The organism is Humitalea sp. 24SJ18S-53 (genome assembly GCF_050632385.1).
In the GTDB taxonomy this organism is placed as follows: domain Bacteria; phylum Pseudomonadota; class Alphaproteobacteria; order Acetobacterales; family Acetobacteraceae; genus Humitalea.
In genome coordinates this window covers 2,831,890-2,851,407 of sequence record NZ_CP192599.1, presented here as the reverse complement: position 1 = coordinate 2,851,407, position 19,518 = coordinate 2,831,890, and the positions used below count along the sequence as shown (strand labels likewise).

General features: G+C 69.4%; 17 protein-coding genes. 8 read left to right on the top strand and 9 right to left on the bottom strand.

The features are described 5' to 3' along the window. The first annotated feature begins 2 nt into the window (after positions 1-2). Positions 3-779, top strand: a complete 777-nt coding sequence (locus ACQW02_RS13630) for a putative hydro-lyase (RefSeq protein WP_431285784.1) — start codon at positions 3-5, stop codon at positions 777-779. A gap of 4 nt (positions 780-783) precedes the next feature. Here the strand turns inward: ACQW02_RS13630 and ACQW02_RS13625 are convergent, their stop codons facing one another. The 5 genes from ACQW02_RS13625 to ACQW02_RS13605 are packed head-to-tail and all read right to left on the bottom strand — an operon-like array spanning position 784 to position 7,302. Further along, positions 784-2,388: a hydantoinase B/oxoprolinase family protein gene (locus tag ACQW02_RS13625; protein ID WP_431285783.1), complete on the bottom strand. Its 1,605-nt coding sequence runs from the start codon at positions 2,386-2,388 to the stop codon at positions 784-786. Beyond that, entirely contained in the window at positions 2,385-4,472 is a 2,088-nt protein-coding gene (locus tag ACQW02_RS13620; protein WP_431285782.1) for a hydantoinase/oxoprolinase family protein, read from the bottom strand. The genes ACQW02_RS13625 and ACQW02_RS13620 overlap by 4 nt, the downstream gene beginning before the upstream one ends. Then, on the bottom strand, positions 4,469-5,212 hold the full coding sequence (locus ACQW02_RS13615; protein WP_431285781.1) for a class II aldolase/adducin family protein: 744 nt from the start codon (positions 5,210-5,212) through the stop codon (positions 4,469-4,471). The genes ACQW02_RS13620 and ACQW02_RS13615 overlap by 4 nt, the downstream gene beginning before the upstream one ends. Further along, entirely contained in the window at positions 5,212-6,390 is a 1,179-nt protein-coding gene (locus tag ACQW02_RS13610) for an amidohydrolase family protein (protein WP_431285780.1), read from the bottom strand. The genes ACQW02_RS13615 and ACQW02_RS13610 overlap by 1 nt, the downstream gene beginning before the upstream one ends. A 3-nt stretch (positions 6,391-6,393) precedes the next feature. After that, on the bottom strand, positions 6,394-7,302 hold the full coding sequence (locus ACQW02_RS13605) for a DUF6282 family protein (RefSeq protein WP_431285779.1): 909 nt from the start codon (positions 7,300-7,302) through the stop codon (positions 6,394-6,396). Between the two features lie 172 nt (positions 7,303-7,474). Here ACQW02_RS13605 and ACQW02_RS13600 point away from each other — a divergent pair, with 172 nt between their 5' ends. Beyond that, entirely contained in the window at positions 7,475-8,374 is a 900-nt protein-coding gene (locus tag ACQW02_RS13600) for a LysR family transcriptional regulator (RefSeq protein ID WP_431285778.1), read from the top strand. Between the two features lie 4 nt (positions 8,375-8,378). Here ACQW02_RS13600 and ACQW02_RS13595 read toward each other — a convergent pair whose 3' ends face one another. From ACQW02_RS13595 to guaB, 4 genes are all read right to left on the bottom strand, one after another. After that, positions 8,379-8,954: a GNAT family N-acetyltransferase gene (locus ACQW02_RS13595; protein ID WP_431285777.1), complete on the bottom strand. Its 576-nt coding sequence runs from the start codon at positions 8,952-8,954 to the stop codon at positions 8,379-8,381. A 293-nt stretch (positions 8,955-9,247) separates the two neighbouring features. Further along, complete coding sequence (locus ACQW02_RS13590) at positions 9,248-10,558, bottom strand: RsmB/NOP family class I SAM-dependent RNA methyltransferase (RefSeq protein WP_431285776.1); 1,311 nt, start codon at positions 10,556-10,558, stop codon at positions 9,248-9,250. Then, positions 10,555-11,220, bottom strand: a complete 666-nt coding sequence (locus tag ACQW02_RS13585; RefSeq protein ID WP_431285775.1) for a haloacid dehalogenase type II — start codon at positions 11,218-11,220, stop codon at positions 10,555-10,557. The genes ACQW02_RS13590 and ACQW02_RS13585 overlap by 4 nt, the downstream gene beginning before the upstream one ends. After that, the gene (guaB, locus tag ACQW02_RS13580) at positions 11,217-12,743 is read right to left on the bottom strand and encodes an IMP dehydrogenase (RefSeq protein WP_431285774.1); all 1,527 of its coding nucleotides are present in this window, start codon (positions 12,741-12,743) and stop codon (positions 11,217-11,219) included. Before guaB ends, ACQW02_RS13585 begins: the two co-directional genes overlap by 4 nt. Before the next feature lie 224 nt (positions 12,744-12,967). On the opposite strand from guaB, the gene ACQW02_RS13575 reads away from it, so the two are divergent. From ACQW02_RS13575 to ACQW02_RS13550, 6 genes are all read left to right on the top strand, one after another. Continuing rightward, positions 12,968-13,399, top strand: coding sequence for an STY0301 family protein (locus tag ACQW02_RS13575; RefSeq protein WP_431285773.1), 432 nt, complete (start codon positions 12,968-12,970; stop codon positions 13,397-13,399). 134 nt (positions 13,400-13,533) lie between these two features. Further along, positions 13,534-14,469 (top strand): tripartite tricarboxylate transporter substrate binding protein, encoded by a 936-nt coding sequence (locus tag ACQW02_RS13570; protein ID WP_431285772.1) that lies wholly within the window; start codon positions 13,534-13,536, stop codon positions 14,467-14,469. Between the two features lies 1 nt (position 14,470). Then, the gene (locus tag ACQW02_RS13565; RefSeq protein ID WP_431285771.1) at positions 14,471-15,193 is read left to right on the top strand and encodes a hypothetical protein; all 723 of its coding nucleotides are present in this window, start codon (positions 14,471-14,473) and stop codon (positions 15,191-15,193) included. Next, a complete protein-coding gene (locus tag ACQW02_RS13560) occupies positions 15,193-17,208 on the top strand; it encodes a tripartite tricarboxylate transporter permease (protein WP_431285770.1) in 2,016 nt (671 codons plus the stop codon). The genes ACQW02_RS13565 and ACQW02_RS13560 overlap by 1 nt, the downstream gene beginning before the upstream one ends. A gap of 334 nt (positions 17,209-17,542) precedes the next feature. Further along, entirely contained in the window at positions 17,543-18,766 is a 1,224-nt protein-coding gene (locus ACQW02_RS13555; RefSeq protein WP_431285769.1) for a GAF domain-containing sensor histidine kinase, read from the top strand. A 41-nt stretch (positions 18,767-18,807) separates the two neighbouring features. Beyond that, positions 18,808-19,392 carry a transposase gene (locus ACQW02_RS13550; RefSeq protein ID WP_431285768.1) on the top strand — a complete coding sequence of 195 codons (585 nt, stop codon included), beginning with the start codon at positions 18,808-18,810 and terminating at the stop codon, positions 19,390-19,392. Positions 19,393-19,518: the final 126 nt, after the last annotated feature.

Here is a 19,518-nt window from a genome sequence, read left to right as displayed (position 1 = left end):
GCATGGAGTCCAACGATCCCTTCGACCTCCGCGCGGCGTTCCGCGCGGGTTGGTCGCCACGCAGCACGGCGCGCCTCGCGCCGGGCCGCGTGCAGGCCAATTTCGTGGCACTTCCTGCCGCATCTGCCCTCGATTTCGCCGCCTTCTGTCAGCGCAATCCGCGCTCCTGTCCGGTCCTCGCCATGGGCGCGCCGGGTGAGAGACTGTTGCCCGGCATGGGCCGCGATTTCGACCTCGCCACCGACCTGCCGCGCTACCGCGTCTGGCGCGACGGCGCGCCCGCCGAGGAACCGACCGATATCGCCGACCTGTGGCGCGACGACATGGTGGGTTTCCTGCTCGGCTGTTCCTATTCTTTCGAATGGGCGCTCGGCCAGGCCGGCATGGTGCTGCGCCACTGGGCCAGCGGCAGCAACCCGCCGATCTACCGCACGAACATTCCCTGCGTGTCCGCAGGGAATTTCGCCGGCAACATCATCGTCTCCATGCGCCCGCTGCGCCCGGCCGATGCGATCCGCGCGGTGCAAATCACCAGCCGCTTTCCGCGCGTGCATGGTGCGCCGCTGCACATCGGATTGCCCGAATTGATCGGCGTCGATCTCGATCGACGCGACGGCGGCGACGACCTCTCGCCGCAGGCCGATGAATTGCCCGTCTTCTGGGCCTGCGGCGTGACGCCGGAAAGCGCGCTGCGTGCGGCAAAACTTCCTTTTGCCATCACGCATTATCCCGGCGCGATGGCGATCACCGATCTGTGGAACGCAGACCTGGCGGAGTAACGGGTCAGTCCAACCCATCATCCGCCTCCACCCGCGCGGCGGGGTCGCCCCAGCCGCCGCCGCCGGGCAGTTCCAACACAAGCCGCTGACCGGCGGGGACCACCTGCAAACCCTTGCCGGCCAGAGCCACGCCGGATGACAGTCGCACCGATCCGGCGGCACCCGGCTTGCCACCGGCCGCGCCCTCGGCCGGGTTGTCGCATCGTTCGAACATCGCCAGCACGGCCATCGGCTCGGCCGGGTTCAGCGACGCAACCTCGACAACCTGCCCGTGCCCGCCACGGAATTCTCCGACGCCGCCCGATCCCGGTCGCAGTTCCTTGCGCCAGACGACGACGGGGGCATTGGCCTCCACAACCTCAATCGGCACGGCTTTGACGCCAGCGGGGAAGGCGGTGCCGTCCAGCCCATCCATGCCCGGCCGTCCGCCGGTGCCGCCGCTGTTGAAGAACACAGTCTCGAACGGCGTCACGCCCTGGTGGCCGTCGGCATCGACAACCTCCGGCCCGCCGCGCAACTGCACCGTCCACAATACCGACGACCCCGCCGCCGGCACGCGCCGCGGCATCGCCTGCGCCAGGCAGGCAAACACCGCATCCGGCAGGAACTGCCCCACGACATGCCGCGCCGCGACGGGCGCCGGATCCTGCGCGTTCAACACGCTGCCGAGCGGTGCCTCCACCCGGATCGGCGCCAACGAACCCGCATTGTTCGGCACATCCGGCGCCACCACCGTTTTCACGCCAAACGCCGCATAGGCGCGCGTGTAGGGCAGCACGACATTCACCCCGCGCGGCACCGCGGGCGATGTGCCGGCGAAATCGACCAGAACCTCGCCGCCCAGAATGCTGACGCGGCAGGCCAGTTCGATGGGTCGCCCCGCGACACCGTCCAAGCGCAGCCGCGAGGTCCAACTTCCTTGTGGCAGGGCCGCAATCGCCGCCTCCGTCGCGCGGCGCGAGCGAAGCAGGATTTCATCGCCCAGCGCATCCAGGTCGGCCATGCCCTGCTGCGCCAGCATCGCCGCCAGCGCGCGCCCCGATGCCGCATTCGCGGCGCAGTAGGATCGGATATCGCCCTCAACCTCGAACGGCCTGCGCACATTCGCGCGCAGGATCGCCATCAAGGTCGCATCGAATACGCCATCCCGCGCCAGGCGCAGGATCGGCAGGCGGATGCCTTCCTCAAAGATGCTGCGCCCATCAGGACCCTGGCCCAGGCCGCCGATATCCACCTGGTGGCAGGCGCAGGCGAAGAGCGCCACGCATTGCCCCTGGTGAAACGCGGGCGTGACCACGGTGATGTCGTGCAGATGGCCCGACGTCAGCCAGGGGTCGTTGCTGACGTAGTGATCTCCCTCCCGCATCGACGCGATGGGATAGGCCGCGATGAAATGCCGGATGCTCTCGGCCATCGAATTCACATGACCCGGCGTGCCCGTCACCGCCTGCGCCAGCATGCGCCCTTGCGGATCGAAGACACCGGCGGACAAATCTCCCGCCTCCCGCACCGTCGTCGAGAACGCGGAACGCAGCAGCGCCTGCGCCTGTTCCTCAGCCAGCGCGATCAGCCGGTCCCAGGCGAGTTGCGTGGACAGATCAGCGATCATGCGGCCAGCGCCTCGCCCTGCGCGTCCGGCAGATCGATCACCAGATGCCCGCGCGCATCGACATGCAGCGTGCAGCCCGCGGGGATCACGGTGGTCGTCGCATCCTCGACCACCAGCAGCGGTCCCACGGCATGGGCGCCAGCAACCAGGGCATCCCGCGCCAGCACCGGGCATTGCATCGCCCCGCCATCGGGATCACGCATCCATCGCGTCGCGACCCCATGGACCGCCTGCGCCACCGGCTTGGACGGTGCCATGGCCGAGGCTTCCGGCGGCCCGGAAACAGTGACGGCGATCGCGACCAACTCCACCCCAACCCCGGGGATCGGCGCGCCATATTGCGCGGTATAGGCCGCCAGGAACGCGGCTTCGAGCATCGCCACGCTCGGCGCATCCGCCGGCAGCGGCACGCTCACCTCCTGCCCCTGGCCGCGATAGCGCAATTGCGCGCTGCGCCGCGTCTGCAATGCGGCACCGGCCGCCAGGGCAGGGGCCACCACCGCCTCGGCCTCGGCGGCAAGCGCCAGGAACGCAGCCTCCAGCGCCGGCATATCCAATGCCGCCACGGCGCCCGGATAGCCGCGCACGGCCTCATACGACGGGTTGGCCCACAAAAACCCGAAGGCCGAGCCCACACCCGCCCCGGCCGGCACGATCACCCGCGTCACCCCCAGCCGCCGCGCCAGGCGCAATGCATGCAACGGCGCGCCACCGCCGAAGGCAACCAGCACACGATCCTCCAACCCCGCACCCCGTTCCGCCGCATGCACCCGCGCGGCGGCGGCCATAGCCGATTCCACAACTTCGGTGACGGCCACAGCCAGATCGGCGGCCGCGCGGTCCGGCGCCAGGGTCAGCAGCGCAGCACCCGCCGCCGCCGCATCCAGGCGCATGCGCCCGCCGGCAAACCCCTCCGCGGCCAGCCGACCCAGAACCAGATTCGCATCGCTGACCGTCGGCGCCGTCCCGCCACGCGCGAAACACGCAGGCCCCGGCTCCGATCCCGCGCTTTCCGGCCCGACTGCCAGCCGCCCGGTCGCGTCCACGCGCGCGATGGAACCGCCCCCGGCGCCGATCTCCACCAACTCGACCACCGGCACCCGCACCGGCATGCCGCTGCCCTTGGCGAAGCGGTAGGTGCGGTCCACCTCGAACACCCGGTCCGTGCGCGGCACGCCATCTTCCAACAAGCAAAGTTTTGCGGTCGTGCCGCCCATGTCGAAGGCCAGCGCGCGCGGCAAACCCGCATCGCGCGCAATACGCGCCGCGAACACCGCACCACCCGCCGGCCCGCTTTCCAGCAGCCGCACGGGAAAGCGCATCGCCGTTTCCACCGTCGCCAACCCGCCCGAGGACAGCATCAGCAGCATCGCCACGCCAAACCCCTGGGCCCGCAACCCCGCCTCAAGCCGGCGCAGATAGGCCGCGACGATCGGCTGCACATAGGCATTCGCGACGGTCGTGCAGAACCGCTCGTATTCGCGGATTTCCGGGCTGACCTCACAGGAAAGGCTGACCGGCACGCCGGGCAGGACTGTGGCCAACAACTCGCGCGTGCGCCGTTCCTGCGCCGGCGCGGCATAGGCATGCAGGTAGCCGACCGCCACGCTCTCGATGCCACCAGCCGCCATATCGGCGGCGTGGCGGATGATCACGGCCTCGTCCAAGGGCGCCAACACCTGGCCCGCCGCACCGATCCGCCCACCGACGGGCAGCCGCCAGCGGCGCGGCACCAGCGGCGCCGGCTTGCGGTAGAACAATTCGTATTGCGCCGCGCGGCTTTCATTGCCGGTCGCCAGCACGTCGCGAAATCCCTCGGTGGTCAGGAACGCCGTGCGCGCGCCCCGCCGTTCGATCAGTGCATTCGTCGCCAAGGTCGTGCCATGCACCAAGCGCGTGACATCGCCCGGCGTCGCCCCGGCCATCGCCAGCAGTTGCGGCAGTCCCTCCAGCACCGCCTTTTCCGGCGCGCGCGTCGTGGTCGGCAACTTCAACGTATGGCGCAGCAGATTATCGTCGCGCCGCCATTCCAGCGCGAAATCCGTGAAGGTGCCGCCGATGTCGATGCCGATCCCCAGGCTCATGCATCCCATCCCGGCTGGGTGCGATCCAGCAGCCGCAGCAGCGCCGGCCATTCGCGATGCCCGACCGCCAAAAAGTCGCGCCGATGGTCCAGTGTGCCCTGGTTCTGTTCGAAGCCGGCGCGGCTGCGCACCTCGGCCGGCGGCATCACCAGGTCGCCCGCGCCGCGCGCGCCCAGCATCAGTTGCGACTTGCAGGCCTGCTCCAGGTAATACAGCCGGATAAACGCGCCCGCGGCATCATCGCCGACCGCCAAGGTCCCGTGGTTACGCAGCAACATCACCAGGTTGTTCGCACCCAGATCCTGCGCGATCGCCTCGCCCAGCCCACCCGCGCGGGCGGCGCCGTCGTAGTCGTGGTAGGCGGTGCGTTCGACGAACTTCATCGCCCATTGGCTGATCGGCAGCAGTCCCTCGGGCAGCGCACCCACGGCGATGCCCGCATGGGTATGCGCATGGATCGCGGCGCCCACTTCCGGCCGCGCGCGATGCACCGCGCCGTGGATGACGATGGCGGTCTTGTTCAGCGGCCAGCCATTGCCGGGATCGACGATCTTGCCATCGGCATCGACCTCGACCGCGTCGCCCGGCGTCACCTCGGCCAGCATCATGCCATAAGGGTTCAGCAAGTAGTTCCCCGGGCGCTCCGGCACCAGGACCGACAGATGGGTGGAGGTGATGTCGTCCAGCCCAAAATGCGCCATCAACCGGCACAGCGCCGCCATATCCCGTCGCGCCGACATCAACCGATCTCCGCCATCACCAAGCGACGTTCGCCGCAGAACACAGCCCGCACGCGCTGCAAGGCATCGGGCGCCTGCAAAGGATCGCCATCGACCAGCACGAGATCGGCGCGCAGCCCGGCGCGCAGCCAGCCGCGATCCGCCATGCCCAGGATCGCCGCGCCATTGCCCGTCGCGGCGGCGATCGCCACCGCCGTCGGTGCGCCCAGCGCGACCAACTGCCCGACATCATCGCCAAAGCGCCCATGCATATTGTCGGCGCCCAGCCCCAGCCGCACGCCCAGCCGCACCGCCAGCGGCACCGCCTCCGCCAGCGCGCCGCGCACCCGCGCCAGGCGCTGCGCAACTGCCGGATTGCGCGCGGCCGCCAAGGGAATCCCATCCGGCCGCAGGAAACGCCCCGGCGTCAGAACCCAGGCCATGCCATTCGCCGCCAGGGCCGCGACATCATCGGCGTCCAGCAGCGCGCCATGTTCCAGCGTATCCGCACCCGCCTCCGCGGCCGCGCGCACGGCAGGCCCGCCCTGCGCCGCCACCGCGACGCGCATCCCGAGCCCATGCGCGGCCTCGGTCGCGCGGCGCAGCAGGGCAGGGGCATAGGCACAGTCGGTCGGGCCGATGCCGCTGCCATTCACCCCGCCGGTCGCGACCAGCTTGATCCAGCCCTGGCCCGCCGCCGCGGCGGCCTCGATGGCACCCAGCAGGGCCTCCTCGGTATCCAGCCCGCCCGTGGGGCGCTGCTGGTGGCTGCCCGTTGGCGCGATGGGCGCGCCAGAGACAGCCAGTTCCGGCCCCACCAACGCACCCGCCCGCAACTCCGCGGCGATGACGCCATCCAGCCCGTCGCCCTCGCCCATGATCCGCTGGGTCGTCACGCCCGACAGCAGATCCCGGCGCAGATGCCGCAGCGCCACCCGCCGCCGCAGCGCCAGGTCGGGCGAGAACATCTGCCGCATCGGCTCCGGCTGGTCCGGGTCGACCGACAGATAGTCGTGCAGGTCGATCAACCCGGGCATCAAGGTGCAGCCCGGCGCCAGGACCATCTCGACCGCCGGCGGCACCGGATCACCCGCGCCCAGGACCGCGACAATCAGCCCGGCCTCGACCAGCAACGCGCTGCCCAGCGGCAACGCGCCGCCATCGCCATCCAGCATCCGCTCCGGGCGCAGCAGCCACATGGCTCAGGCCGCCGGCAAGCCGAGCAGCGCCGCCGGGTGGTGCCGCGCCAGATGGTCGATGTCGTTCTGCGCGAACCCATGCATCGCCAGGATGCGCAGCCACATCCGCATGCCCTCGATCGGATGCGCATTGTCGTGCTGGCCGAGGTCGGAGGCGATGAAGCACCGCTCCACCCCCAGCGCCTTGATCGTGTCGGTCAGCTTGCGCGGGCTCTGCTGCTGCCGGTTGGGCATGCAGGGGTTGATGCAGAATTCGAATTTTATGCCGAGGTCGGCCAGCGCCTTCAGGTCATCGAGCGGCCAGTCCGTGGCGTGCCAGCCGACATGCGTCTGCACCAGTTTCTCGTAGCCGATGCGCTTTGCCTCGCGCGCGACAGCGTAAACCTCGTCCAGCGCGATATGGCCGGTGCCGGTGACGATGTCGGCGGCCTTGGCCAGGGCCAGGATCTCGGCGACCTCGGGCTTCAGCGCGCCCTCGGCATCGACCAGCCTGATCCCCGGCACCGGCACCTGCGGCAAGGTGCCCTCGCGCTGGCCCAGCCACGGGTAGGTCGGCATGCCAAAATGATCATTGTGATGCTGGGCATGCACGGTCGGCAGCCACATCACCTTCATCCCGAAGCCGATGGCGGCACGCACCGCCTCCGGGTTCAGCCCGCCGACGCTGTGGTTCAGCACCAGGCTGCCGAACAACTCGATCCCCGGCACCACCCGGCGCACCAACTCCACCCGGTCGGCGTTGGGGACGTAGATGCTTTTCAGCACCAGCCCGCGATACCCGGCGGCGCGCGCCTGCTCGGCCGCCTCCAGATCGTCCAGCGGACGGTCGAACAGGCAGGGCATGGTGTGCAGGTGCATGTCGATGACGCCCTGCAGCAGGTTCGTATCGGCACGGGAAAAGGCGAAGGACATCGGTATTGCGGCTCCCTGGATGAGGAACCATGCGTCGCCGCCGTGATGCGAACACTGGTGTTGTGGGCATCGACCGATAACGCTTATGCATAATCCGGGGCCCGCCCCGCCCCATCTGCCCCGCGCCCGATCAGCCTGCCGCCAAAATGCTCCCAAAACGCCCTAGGTCCGCATGAACCTGCTCCGCCTACGCTCCTTCCTCGCCCTCAGCGAAGCCGGCGGGTTTCGGCGCGCCGCCGATCTACTCGGCCTCTCCCAGCCCGCCCTGACCCGCCAGATCCAGGTGCTGGAGGCCGAGTTCGGCGCCCAACTCATCCGCCGCGGCCGCCAGCCCGTGGCCCTGACCGAGGCCGGGCGCTTCCTCGTCCAGCACGCCGGACGCCTCCTCGCCGAAGCCGCCTTCCTGCGTCAGGAGGTCCAGCGCCTGGACGGCGGCCGCGACCCCACCCTCTGCGTCGGCGTGCTGCAATCCTTGCTGGAGGGCGTGTTTTCCACCGCCCTCGTCGGCTGGCGCCGCGACTGGCCCACCGTCCCCCTGCGCGTCATGGGTTTTCGGTCCGGCCCGATCATGGCCGAGATCATCGACGGCCGGCAGCACCTGGGCTTCATCGGCATCCCCCCGACCGACCCGCGCCTGGTCTGGAAGCCGATGGTCGAGGATGTCTTCGTCGCCGTCCTACCCCCCCGCCACCGCCTGGCGCAGGACGACACCCCCCTCGACCTGGCCGACCTCGCTGCCGAAGGCATGGTCCTGCCGCCCCCAGGGTTCGGCCTGCGCGACACGGCCGACGCCGCCTTCGCCACACTCGGCCTGACCCTGCGCCTGACCGCGGAACTGGAAGGGATCGGCGCCATCCTGGCCCTGGTCCGCGCCGGGCTGGGGCCGAGCCTGCTGCCCGCCTCCGCCGTCAGCGGCATCGCCGGCCTCGCGATCCGCCCGCTCGCCGGCCACGCACCCCGCCGCAGCCTCGGTGCCGTCTGGCACGCCGGGCGCCGTCAGGATGCGGTGGTGGAGGCCCTGGTCAGCGCCGTGGAACACTCCGCCGCCACGGCGCAAATCCGTCTGGGCTAGACCCTCACGACGTGCTCGCCGTCGCCTCCAGCAGCAACCCGATCGGGTCCCACAGGACCGCCCGCTGCTCCTTCGTCTCGCCCGCCACCGACACCTGGTCCGTCGCGACGATCCGTCCATGCAAATGCCCGTAGAAGAACCGCGTCGGATTCTCCGCCAACACCCACAGCATCGCACTGCGGCAGCCGATCGCCGCCAGGTGCGCCGCCATCGCCCGCAACAGCCGCCGCCCGATGCCGCGCTCCTGCCAGTCCTCCAGCAGGTACAGCGTCTCGATCTCGCCCTCCGCGACACCATGCCGTCGCGCCCGGCCGCCCGAACAGAAGCCGATGATCTGCGGCCCGACGTCAGCCTCGCCCACCGCCAGCCGATCCACACCCGCCACGGTCGCCACGAAAATCGCATGCCCGTCGCGCCGTGCCATCAAGTCGCGCATGTACCCCGCGGCAATCCGACGCGCGTCCAACCCCGCCAAATACTGATACGGCAAAATCCCCGCATAGGTCGCGCGCCAAGCCGCAACATGCACAGCCGCAATCCCCGCCGCATCCTCCGGCCGAGCCCGGCGGATCGCGATCATGACGAACGACCTCCGGTGGGGGGGGGAAGATTGGGGAGGGCGGCGCCGTGGAAGGGGCTTTGCCCCCTCCACACCTCCCCCACCAAGGGGCCGTGGCCCCTTGGAACCCACGCGATTTGGCGCATTGGAGAGAGGGGCATCACAGGCGCGCCCTGCATCGAGGGCACGACATGCCCCTCTCTCCAATGCGCCAAAAACTCCGCCGGTCCAGGGGCGGCGGCCCCTGGTGGGGAGAGTTTGAGAGGGGCAACGCCCCTCTCAAGGGGCCACTCCCCCAATCATCCCCCGCCGCGTCAGTCCGCGCGGCGTTCCAGGACGGCGCAGAAGAAGCCGTCGGTGCCGTGGGTATGGGGGGACAGGACCAGGAAATCGCCCGGGCAGGGGATGGGCGTGTCGGGCCGCAGCCCTGGCCAAAGGCTGGCCAGAGGCACGATGCTGAATTCGGCGCGGCGCGCCAGCAACCCATTGACCTGATCCTCATCCTCCTGCGGGAGCAGGGAGCAGGTAGCGTAGATCAATCTTCCGCCCGGGCGCACCAGTCCTGCGGCGGTTTCCAAAATCACGGACTGTTTCGCGACGAGTTCGGAAAGATCTGTCTCGCCCATCCGCAGCCGGGCGTCGGGGTTGCGGCGCCAGGTGCCGGTGCCGGTGCAGGGGGCATCGACCAGCACGCGGTCGAAGGTGCCGGCGCGGCGCTTGGCCCAGCGGTCGCCGGGCTCGATCAGGTGGGTTTCGGCATTGTCCACGCCGCCGCGGGCCAGGCGCTTGGTGGCCCCGACCAGCCGGACGGAGGAGACGTCGCAGGCGGCGATCCGGCCCTTGTTGCCCATGGTCGCGGCCATGGCGAGGGTCTTGCCCGCGGCCCCCGCGCACCAGTCGACGACGCGCATGCCGGGGCGCGCATCGGCCAGCAGGGCGACCATCTGGCTGCCTTCGTCCTGCACTTCGATCCGCCCGTCCAGGAAGGGCTTGGTCGCGGTCACGGCGCGTCGGCCGTCGACCCGGATGCCCCAAGGGGACAGGGACGTGGGGGCGGAGGCGATGCCTTCGGCGGCCAGTGCGGCGATGGCCTCGTCGCGCGTGGTCTTCAGGATATTGGCGCGCAGGTCGAGCGGCGCGGCCTCATCCAGCCCGGCGGCGGCGGCGGGCAGGTCGTCGCCGAAGCGCGCGCGCAGCCCGGGGATGGCCCATTCCGGCAGGTTGAGGCGGATTTCCTCCGGCATCCAGGGATCGGCCAGGGGCTTGCCGACCATCTGCCCGGCGATGCGGGTTTCCGCCGCGATCAGCGGGGTCGCGGCGTATTGCCCGCCGGGAAAGCCGGCGGCGATGGTGGCCATGTCGGCCCCTTCGCTCAACGCCATATGGGCGATCACCAGCGCGCGGGCGTTCGGCTTCATGTTGCAGCGGATCAGGTGCCAATCCAGCCGCCGCCTTTGGCGCATGATGCCAAAGGCGCGTTCGGCGATCGCCCGCCGGTCGCCCGCGCCAATGAAGCGCCGGGCGCGGAAGAAATCATTCACCGTGGCGTCGGCCGGGCGGCGCGGCCGGTCCTCGACCGCGACCAGCAGGTCGACGGTGGCGGCGATGCGGGCGGCCGGCGTCATGCCGACAGCGCCGCGGGCAGGGCGGCCAGGTCGGGCAGGGTGGTCGCCAGGCTGTCCAGCCAATACTCCACCGGCGCCCGCCCCCGGTTCACCCAGAACGCGTTGAAACCGAAGCGCGCGGCGCCATAGGCATCCCACGGGTTGGATGACACGAAGGCGACCTCATGCGGTTGGCAATCGAAACGCGCCGTCACCAGCGCATAGACGGTGGGATGCGGCTTGTAGCGCCGCAACGTATGGACCGAGAGCACATCATCCAGCAGCCCGCCGATCCCGGCCGAGGCCAGCCCCGCCGCCAGCATCGCCGGTTCGCCATTCGACAGGATGGCCGTCGCCATCCCCCGGTCGCGCAAGGTCGTCAGCACGGGGACCGAATCGGTAAAGGGGTCCAGGCTGCGATAGGCCTCCAGCAAGTCGCGCTGCACCGCCCGGTCGTGGATCCCATGCGTCAGCAGCGCGAAGGTCAGCGCCCGTTCGGTGACCACTGAAAAATCCTCATAGGCGCCGGTCGCCGACAGGACCCAGGACGCCTCCATCTGCTTCTGGCGCCACAGCTTGGACACGGCCTCCGCCGCCGGGCCGACCCGGGGGGCATTGCGGGCGATGGCGGAATGAACGTCGAGCAGCGTGCCGTAGGCGTCGAAGACCGCGACCCGTATCACCCATCGATCCTGTAGTTCGGCGCTTCGCGCGTGATCGCCACGTCATGCACGTGGCTTTCACGCAGGCCCGCACCGGTGATGCGGCGGAAGCGCGCGCTCTGCTGCATGCTCGGAACATCGGCGCTGCCGGTATAGCCCATGGCCGATTTCAGCCCGCCGACCAGTTGATGGATGACATTGCCGACCGGGCCCTTGTAGCCGACCCGGCCCTCGACGCCCTCGGGCACCAGTTTCAGGCTGTCGGTGACCTCGGCCTGGAAATACCGGTCGGCCGACCCCCGCGCCATGGCGCCGAGGCTGCCCATGCCGCGATAGGATTTGTAGGAACGGCCCTGATACAGGAACACCTCGCCCGGCGCTTCGTCGGTACCGGCGAACAGGCTGCCCATCATCACGCAATCGGCCCCGGCGGCGATCGCCTTGGCGATGTCGCCCGATGTCCGCACGCCGCCATCGGCGATGGCCGGCACGCCATGGGCGCGGCAGGCGGCGGCGCATTCCATGACCGCCGTCAATTGCGGCACGCCGACGCCGGCGACGATGCGCGTGGTGCAGATCGACCCCGGCCCGATGCCGATTTTTACCGCATCGGCCCCGGCCTGGATCAGCGCCTCGCAGGCTTCCGGCGTCGCGACATTGCCGGCGACCACCTGGACGGTGTTGGACAGGCGCTTGATCAGTTCGACCGCGCGCATCACCCCGGCGCTATGGCCATGGGCGGTATCGACCACGATGACGTCGATCTCGGCCGCCACCAGCAGGCGGGCGCGGATCATGCCGTCCTCGCCGGTCCCGGTCGCGGCGGCGGTCCGCAGGCGCCCCAGGGAGTCCTTCACGGCATTGGGGTTGGCCTGGGCCTTTTCCATGTCCTTGACGGTGATCAGGCCGATGCAGCGCCCGGCGTCATCGACGACCAGCAGCTTCTCGATGCGGTGCTTGTGCAGCAGTTCCCGCGCCGTCTCGCGCTCCACATCGCCGGTCACCGTCACCAGCTTGTCGCGGGTCATCAGCTCATAGACGCGGGTATTCGGGTCGGTCGCGAAACGCACGTCGCGGCTGGTGACGATGCCGACCAGGCGGCCGGTGCCGGGTTCGACCACGGGCAAGCCGCTGATGTTGTGCTGCTGCTGGATGGCGCGGACATCGGCCAGCGTCTGGTCGGGCGAGACGGTGATGGGGTTCACCACCATGCCGCTTTCGAACTTCTTCACCCGGCGCACCTGCGCCGCCTGGTCGTCCGGCGAGAAATTTTTGTGAATGACGCCGATGCCGCCGGCCTGGGCCATGGCGATCGCCATGTTCGATTCGGTCACCGTATCCATCGCGGCGGCGACCAGCGGGATATTCAGCGCGATCTCCCGCGTCAGGCGGGTGCGCACATCGGTCTGCGACGGCAGGACCTGGGAATAGGCCGGGACCAGCAACACGTCGTCGAAGGCATAGGCCTCCTCGATCGTGACGCGGCTGCGGGTATTCAGCGGCGTGCGGTCGGCACTGGTGGAGTGGGTGCTATCGGGGGCCATGGCGGGGCTTTCTGGCAACTGTGCCTTGGCGCGCCCTGTTACGCGCTGGCCATGCCTGCCGCAAGCACGGTTGCATGACCCCGGCGCGGGCATGGTGTGCGTTTTCGCTGGGCGGGCGCCGGACGGCCGCCGTCTTGACCTCGGTTGCCGTTTGCGTGGAGCCTGTTCAACCTTCGCGCAAAAAAAACTGCGCAAAGCACATAAACCCCCCCAGGAGACGCGAAATGCCGCCCAATAAGCTCGGCTTGTCCACCGCCATTGCCCTCGCGATGGGCGGCTGTTTCGCCACCAGCGCCCAGGCCCAGCAATTCCCGAATTGCCCGACCACGGTCGAGGTCGCACAGCAATTCACCGGCACCGCCCCGGCCGGCTGGCAATCCGTCCTGCGCCCGACCGATCGCCGCGTCGCCGATATCCGCTTCCAGAACGGCACCGCGCCCGACGCGCCCTTCATCCCCTTCGCATCCGGCAGCGGCCCCGGCCCGACCTGGAGCTTGCACTACGAATTCCCCGCGACCCAGGCCTCGGTCACGATGGTCTGCATCTATGCCAACACCGCCTTTACCTTCATCCGGGAAATCCAGGCCCCGCTGCCGCCCAAGGCCAGCGTGACCTACGACCACGTCAATCGCGCGGTGATCCTCTCCCACCCGTGACGCCGGGGCGGGCAGGGCGCGCGTTTGCCAGGCAGCGCCCTGCCGCAAGGATCGCTTTCCGGCTTCGGCCGGGGCTTGCCGGGGGCGCGGACGCGCGGCAGCGTCCTGGCTCCGCCGACCGGAGACCGCGCCCCGTGATCCACGCCCTCTTCCTGCTCGCCGCCCTCGTCTTGCCCGGTGTCGCGACAGCCCAGACCTGGACCCCGACCCGGCCGATCGAGGTCATCGTCCCCTTTACCGCCGGCTCCCTCGCCGACCGCAACATCCGCACCGCCGCCCCCCTGCTGACCCGGGAACTGGGCGTGCCCGTGGTGGTGCAGAACCTGCCGGGTGCCACCGGCTACAACCGCATCTACCGCGCCGCCCCCGATGGCGCGACGCTTGGCGTCGGCGACCCCGTCGCGCAGATGGGCCTGGCGCTGGTGCAGCCGCAGCCCTTCGACATCCTGCGCCTGACCTGGCTTGGCCATTGGTCGGCGGGCACGCAGACCATGGTGCTTTCGGCCCGGTCGCGCTTCCAGTCGCTGGATCAGATGCGCGGCGCTGCCCAGCCGGTGCGCTGCGGCACGTTTGGCGGGGTATCGACGGGGGCGATGCAATGCGCGCTGCTCGGCCGCGCGCTCGGCTTCCAGGTCGCCTTCGTGACCCTGGCGGGGCCGCCGGAACTGGTCCTGGCCAATGTGCGCGGCGATGTGGATGTCGCCTCCCTCGGCCCCTCGCTCTGGACCGATCATATCGCCCAGAACAGCGTCCGCCCGATCCTGTCCTGGGATGCGACCCGCGACGACCGCCTGCCGGACGTCCCCGCCCTCGGCGACCTCGGCCTGCAACGCTTCGCGCCGGTTACCGTGCTGCGCTCCGTCGCCGCCCCGCCGAACCTGCCGGCCGCCATCCGCGACCGCCTGATCGCGGCCCTGAACAAGGTCGTGGCCAGCCCGGAATGGGATGCCTTCGTCACCCAGTCCCGCCTGGAACGGAACTGGGTTTTTGCCGCCGACTACCCGGCCTCGCTCGAAGCGGCGAAGGTTCTGCTGGAGGAAAACGCCGCCGCGCTGCGGGCCGCCTTCTAGGGTGGACCTCGCACGCATCGGCATCATCAGCCCGACCGTCCTCGAAACCATCGCGCATGATGCCATCGATGCCTCGCCACCCTGGGTCAGGCTGGTGGGCATCACCCTCGGCATGGGGGGCTGGCGCGGATCGGAATATGCGAAGGCCCTGGCGCAACTGGATGATGCGGTGGCCTACCTCGCCGCGCGCCGCGTCGACGTCATCCTGCATGTCGCCAGCCCCATCGTCGTCGCCCAGGGGCCCGGCCACGATCGCGTGCTGACGGCGCGGATGGCGGCCTCCTCCGCCGGCATCCCCTGCCTGACCACCATTCGCTGCGCGCTGGATGCCTTCGCTGCCTTCAAAGCCAGGCGCATCCTGGTCGTCACCCCGTTCCACGACGTGCTGAACGGCCAGATCCGCACCTATCTGGAAGCCGAGGGCCTGCACATCGCCGCCCTCGAAACCGTCCCCGCCGATTTCGATTTCCTGCAGGACGTCCCACCGGCAGCCCTGGCCGATGCCGCCCGCCGCGGCGCCGCCGCCTGCGGCCAGGACTTCGACGCGATCTGGATGCCCTCCGGCCAACTCCCGGCCGTGCAATGCGTGTTGCCGTTGGAGGCCGAGTTCGGCCGCCCCGTCATCGCACAGAACCACGCCGACCTCTGGGCCAGCCTCGTCGCCATCGGCCGCACCGGGCTGCGACCGGGGCAGGGGATGCTGCTGGATCGGCTCTCCGCCTGATGGAGTTTTACGGCGACGCCCTCATGCAGGGCCTGTCCCAGGCCTTCACCTGGGACGCCCTGCTGTTCATGGCCTTCGGTTCCATCGTCGGCTACGTCTTTGGCGTCCTGCCGGGGCTGCAATCGGTCACGGCGCTTTCGGTCTTCCTGCCGCTGACCTATTTCTGGTCGCCGATGCAGGCGATGTATTTCTTCGCGGGCATCATCGGCGCCGGCGGCAATGGCGGCGCCGTCACCTCCATCATCGTCAACATCCCCGGCAACGCCCAGAACGCGGCGACGATGATCGAGGGCTACCCGATCACTCGCCAGGGCCGCGCCGTTTTTGCGCTGAACCTGTCCGCCAGCGCGTCGTGGTTCGGCGCGGCCTTCGGGGTGGTGGTTCTGGTCGCACTGATCCCCGTCTTCATGCCCTTCCTGCTGTCCTTCGGCCCGGCCGAGACCTTCTGGATCGCCGTCGCCGGCCTCGTGACCCTGGTCCTGGCCATGACCGGCAATGTCGCCAAGGGGCTGATCTCGGTCGGCGCCGGGGTGGTGCTGGCCGTCGTCGGCATGGGCGGCCCACGCCTGCCGGTGCCGCGCTTCACCTTCGGCTCCACCTACCTGCTGGATGGGCTGGAGATCGTGGTCATCGTCATGGGCCTGCTGGTCCTTGGCGAATGCATCGAACAACTCGCCCAGGAATGGCCGCAGCGCTTCGGCCGCCGCACCGGCCCGCCGCCCCCGCCCGTGCCCAAGGACTGGAAGCGCCAGGCCATCGACGGCTGGATCGCGCCCTTCCGCCATTGGAGCATCCTGCTCCGCTCCTCCGGTCTCGGCACCGTCATTGGCGCGATCCCCGGCGTCGGCGGCGTCGTCGCGCAATTCATGGCCTATAACCTCGCCGCCGCCACGACGAAGAACCCCGAAAAACTCGGCAAGGGCGCCGAGGATGTGATGGTCGCCACCGAAGCCGCGACGAATTCGAAGGAAGGCGGCAACCTCTTCCCGACGCTTCTGTTCGGCATCCCCGGCAATTCGGAAATGGCGCTGGTCCTGGCCGCCTGGCAGATCCATGGCATCGAGCCCGGGCCGATGTTCCTGCAGAACCACGCGCCCCTGGCCTGGGCGCTGGTCTTTGGGCTGGTGCTGTCCAACCTCGTGGCCTCGGTCGGGACCGCCGCGGCCTCGCCCTGGCTCGCCCGCCTGCCGTCTTTCGACATGACGATGCTGGCACCACCGGTCCTCGCGATGTCGCTGATGTCGACCTACACGGTGCGCTCCAGCCCGCTGGACCTCGGCACCCTGGTGCTGCTCGGCGCCTATGCCTACCTGCTGCGGCGTTTTGGCTTTTCCGTCATCGGCATGGTCGTCGGCTTCGTCCTCGGCGACGTGATCGAGCGGAACTACTTTACCGCCCTGCAATCGGCGCTGGGCGATCATTCCGTCCTGCTCGGTTCCAACGTCGCGCTGACCCTGGCCGGCGGCACGCTGGTCGCGCTGCTGTGGTCGCTGTTCAAGCTGTTCCGCGCCCCACGGCTCGCCCGGGCCGCCTCCGCGAGGACCTTCAACTTCGCCAATGGCAGCCTGTGGTTCAACCTGTTCAACCTGGCGCTCTTCGCTTGGCTGCTGTCCTACTGCCTCGCCCCCACCTGGCGCGGCGGGCCGGTCGTGACCGGGGCGCTGGCGCTGATGGTCGGGCTGCAAGCCCTCGCCCTCTGGGGCGACCTGCGCCGCCCGCCGGATGAGGACCGCCCCGGCGAAAGCCGCGCGGTGATGGCGGTGCTGGCGATGCTGGTCGGCGTGCTCGCCGTGTCCTTCTTCGCCGGGCTCTATGTCGGGACCACCCTCTACCTCGTCGGCTATTGGCTGCTGGTCTATCGCGCGCCCTGGCCGCGGACCCTGGTGCTGGCCGCCTGCTTCGGCCTGCTGATGCCGCTCGGCTTCGCCTGGCTGACCGACACACCGATGTGGCGCGGCGTGTTGCCGGAGATCATCCCCGGCATCCTCGGCGGCGAGGTGATGCCGGATTTGTAAGTCATGGCGATGTTGCACCTTGAAAGGGGCTTTGCCCCTCTCAAACTCTCCCCACCAGGGGCCGCCGCCCCTGGACCGACGCGATGTATTGGCAAGAGAAAGAGAGGGGCATGGGGCGCCCTTGATCAATCGCGGTTCCGCGACGCCCCTCTCTTTCTCTTGCCAAACGCCGTGGGTTCCAAGGGGCCACGGCCCCTTGGTGGGGGAGGTGTGGAGGGGGCAAAGCCCTCTCCAGCGCGCAACTTAACCATGTCTTAACACCCACCATTCCTGGCACCCCGCATCGCGCCGGACTATCCTGTTTCCGGACGCCGCCACGGAACCTTTCAATACGATGTCAGCAACACTCGCCCCGGCCGATGCCTTGCCCATGATCGGCGATGACATCCCGTCCGCGATCGCGGCTGTCGCCCGTATCGATGCCGTCCCCACCATCCTTGAACTCGTCTGCCGCGCCACCGGCATGGGCTTCGCCGCCATCGCCCGCGTCACCGAAGCGCGCTGGGTCGCTTGCGGCGTGCGGGACGGCATCAATTTCGGCCTGAAGCCCGGCAGCGAGCTCGAAATCCAGAAAACCTTCTGTGACACCGTCCGGCGCAGCGGGGTCGAGGTCGTCTTCGACGATGTGGCCGAGGACGTGGTCTATCGCGACCACCCCATCCCCGCGATGTATGGCATCCAGAGCTACATCTCCGTGCCGATCCTGCACCGCGACGGCCGCTTCTTCGGCACGCTCTGCGCCATCGACGTCCAGCCCGCGCGGGTCAATACGCCGGAGATCATCGACCTGTTCCGGTTGATGACCCAGTTGATCGCCTTCAACCTCGATTCCGAGGACCGGATGGCCACGGCCGAGGCAAGCCTGCGGGTGAAGCAGCGCGACGCCGAATTGCGCGAGGAGTTCATCGCCATCCTCGGCCACGACCTGCGCAATCCCCTGGCGGCCATCGTCTCCGCCATGCGCCTCATGGGCGAAAAGCCGCCGGGGCTGGATGAGGACATGCTGATCGGCGTTGTCGAACGCAGCGCGCAGCGGATGGCGGGTCTCATCACCCAGGTCATGGACTTTACCCGCGAACGCCTGGGCGATGGCCTGCCGGTGGACCGCACCCCCGCCGGCCCCCTGGCCCCGACCCTGGCGGCGCTGATCGAGGAAACCCGCTTCGCCTGGCCGGGCCGCGTGATCCAGGCCGATGTGAACATCGGCGCGCCGGTGGATTGCGACCATGTCCGCATCGGCCAGTTGCTGTCCAACCTGCTGGCCAATGCCCTGACCCATGGCGATGCCGACCAGCCGGTGCATGTGCGCGCCTGGGTGGAAAAGGGCGTCTTTGGGCTCCAGGTCACCAACGCGGGCACGCCCATCCCGCCGGAGGTATTGGGCCACCTGTTCCAGCCCTTCTTCCGGGCCGGCGCCCAGCGGAACCGGAGCGGCCTGGGCCTCGGGCTCTATATCGCCTCGGGCATCGCCCGCGCCCATGGCGGCACCCTGGGCGTAACGTCGACCCCCGCTGCGACCTGCTTCACCTTCCGGATGCCGGTGCAAGCAATAGGCTGATTTTCCTTGACTAAAAAAGGAAAACAAGCCTAGTCTGGCGCATGCAGCGCCATTACACGCCCATCCGTCCCTGGACCCCGATGACCGACCCGGAATGGGACGCGCTGCGCCCGCATGTCCTCTGGCTCGGCGCCGGCCGCCCGGTGAAGACCCTGCGCGCCCGGGTCGATGGCATGTTCTGGGCCGCCACCACCCGCAACCCCTGGAAAGACCTGCCCGAAGACTTCGGCAAACCCGGCACGGTCGCCCGCCATTTCCGCCGCCTGACCCTGCGGCACCTCTGGGCCAAGCTGCTGCACCTGCTGGCCGACCCGAAATGCCTGCCGGGCCTGGCGGCGCTGGAGCACTACATCTGCCGTGCCTGCCAGCGTGCTTGCCGCAGCAAGGGCCTGGCGCTGATCACCACCGCCCGCCGCCTGGGCTTCCTGTCGGCGCTGCGCGGCCCGTCCTGGCTGCTGCCCAATCCCGATTTGTCCGAAACCGTCCAACGCCTCATCAACGGCGTCCTCGAACGGGTCTTGAGCGACTGGCGGAAGGTCCCAAAGGGCCTGCTGACCCTCTACGGCCGCGCCCTCGTCATCGCCGGGGGGCGAAAACGCATCCCCCGCTGCCTGATGCCGGATTAGGGCTGTGGAGATTTGGCTCGGGATGCGGTCGGCGAGCGATTTTTCGTGGCTGCAAGGCGGGTTTGCGCGGCCGATGCGGTTCATCGGCAAGCGAACCCAACGCGGCAGGCGCGGAAAAGCGCCGCC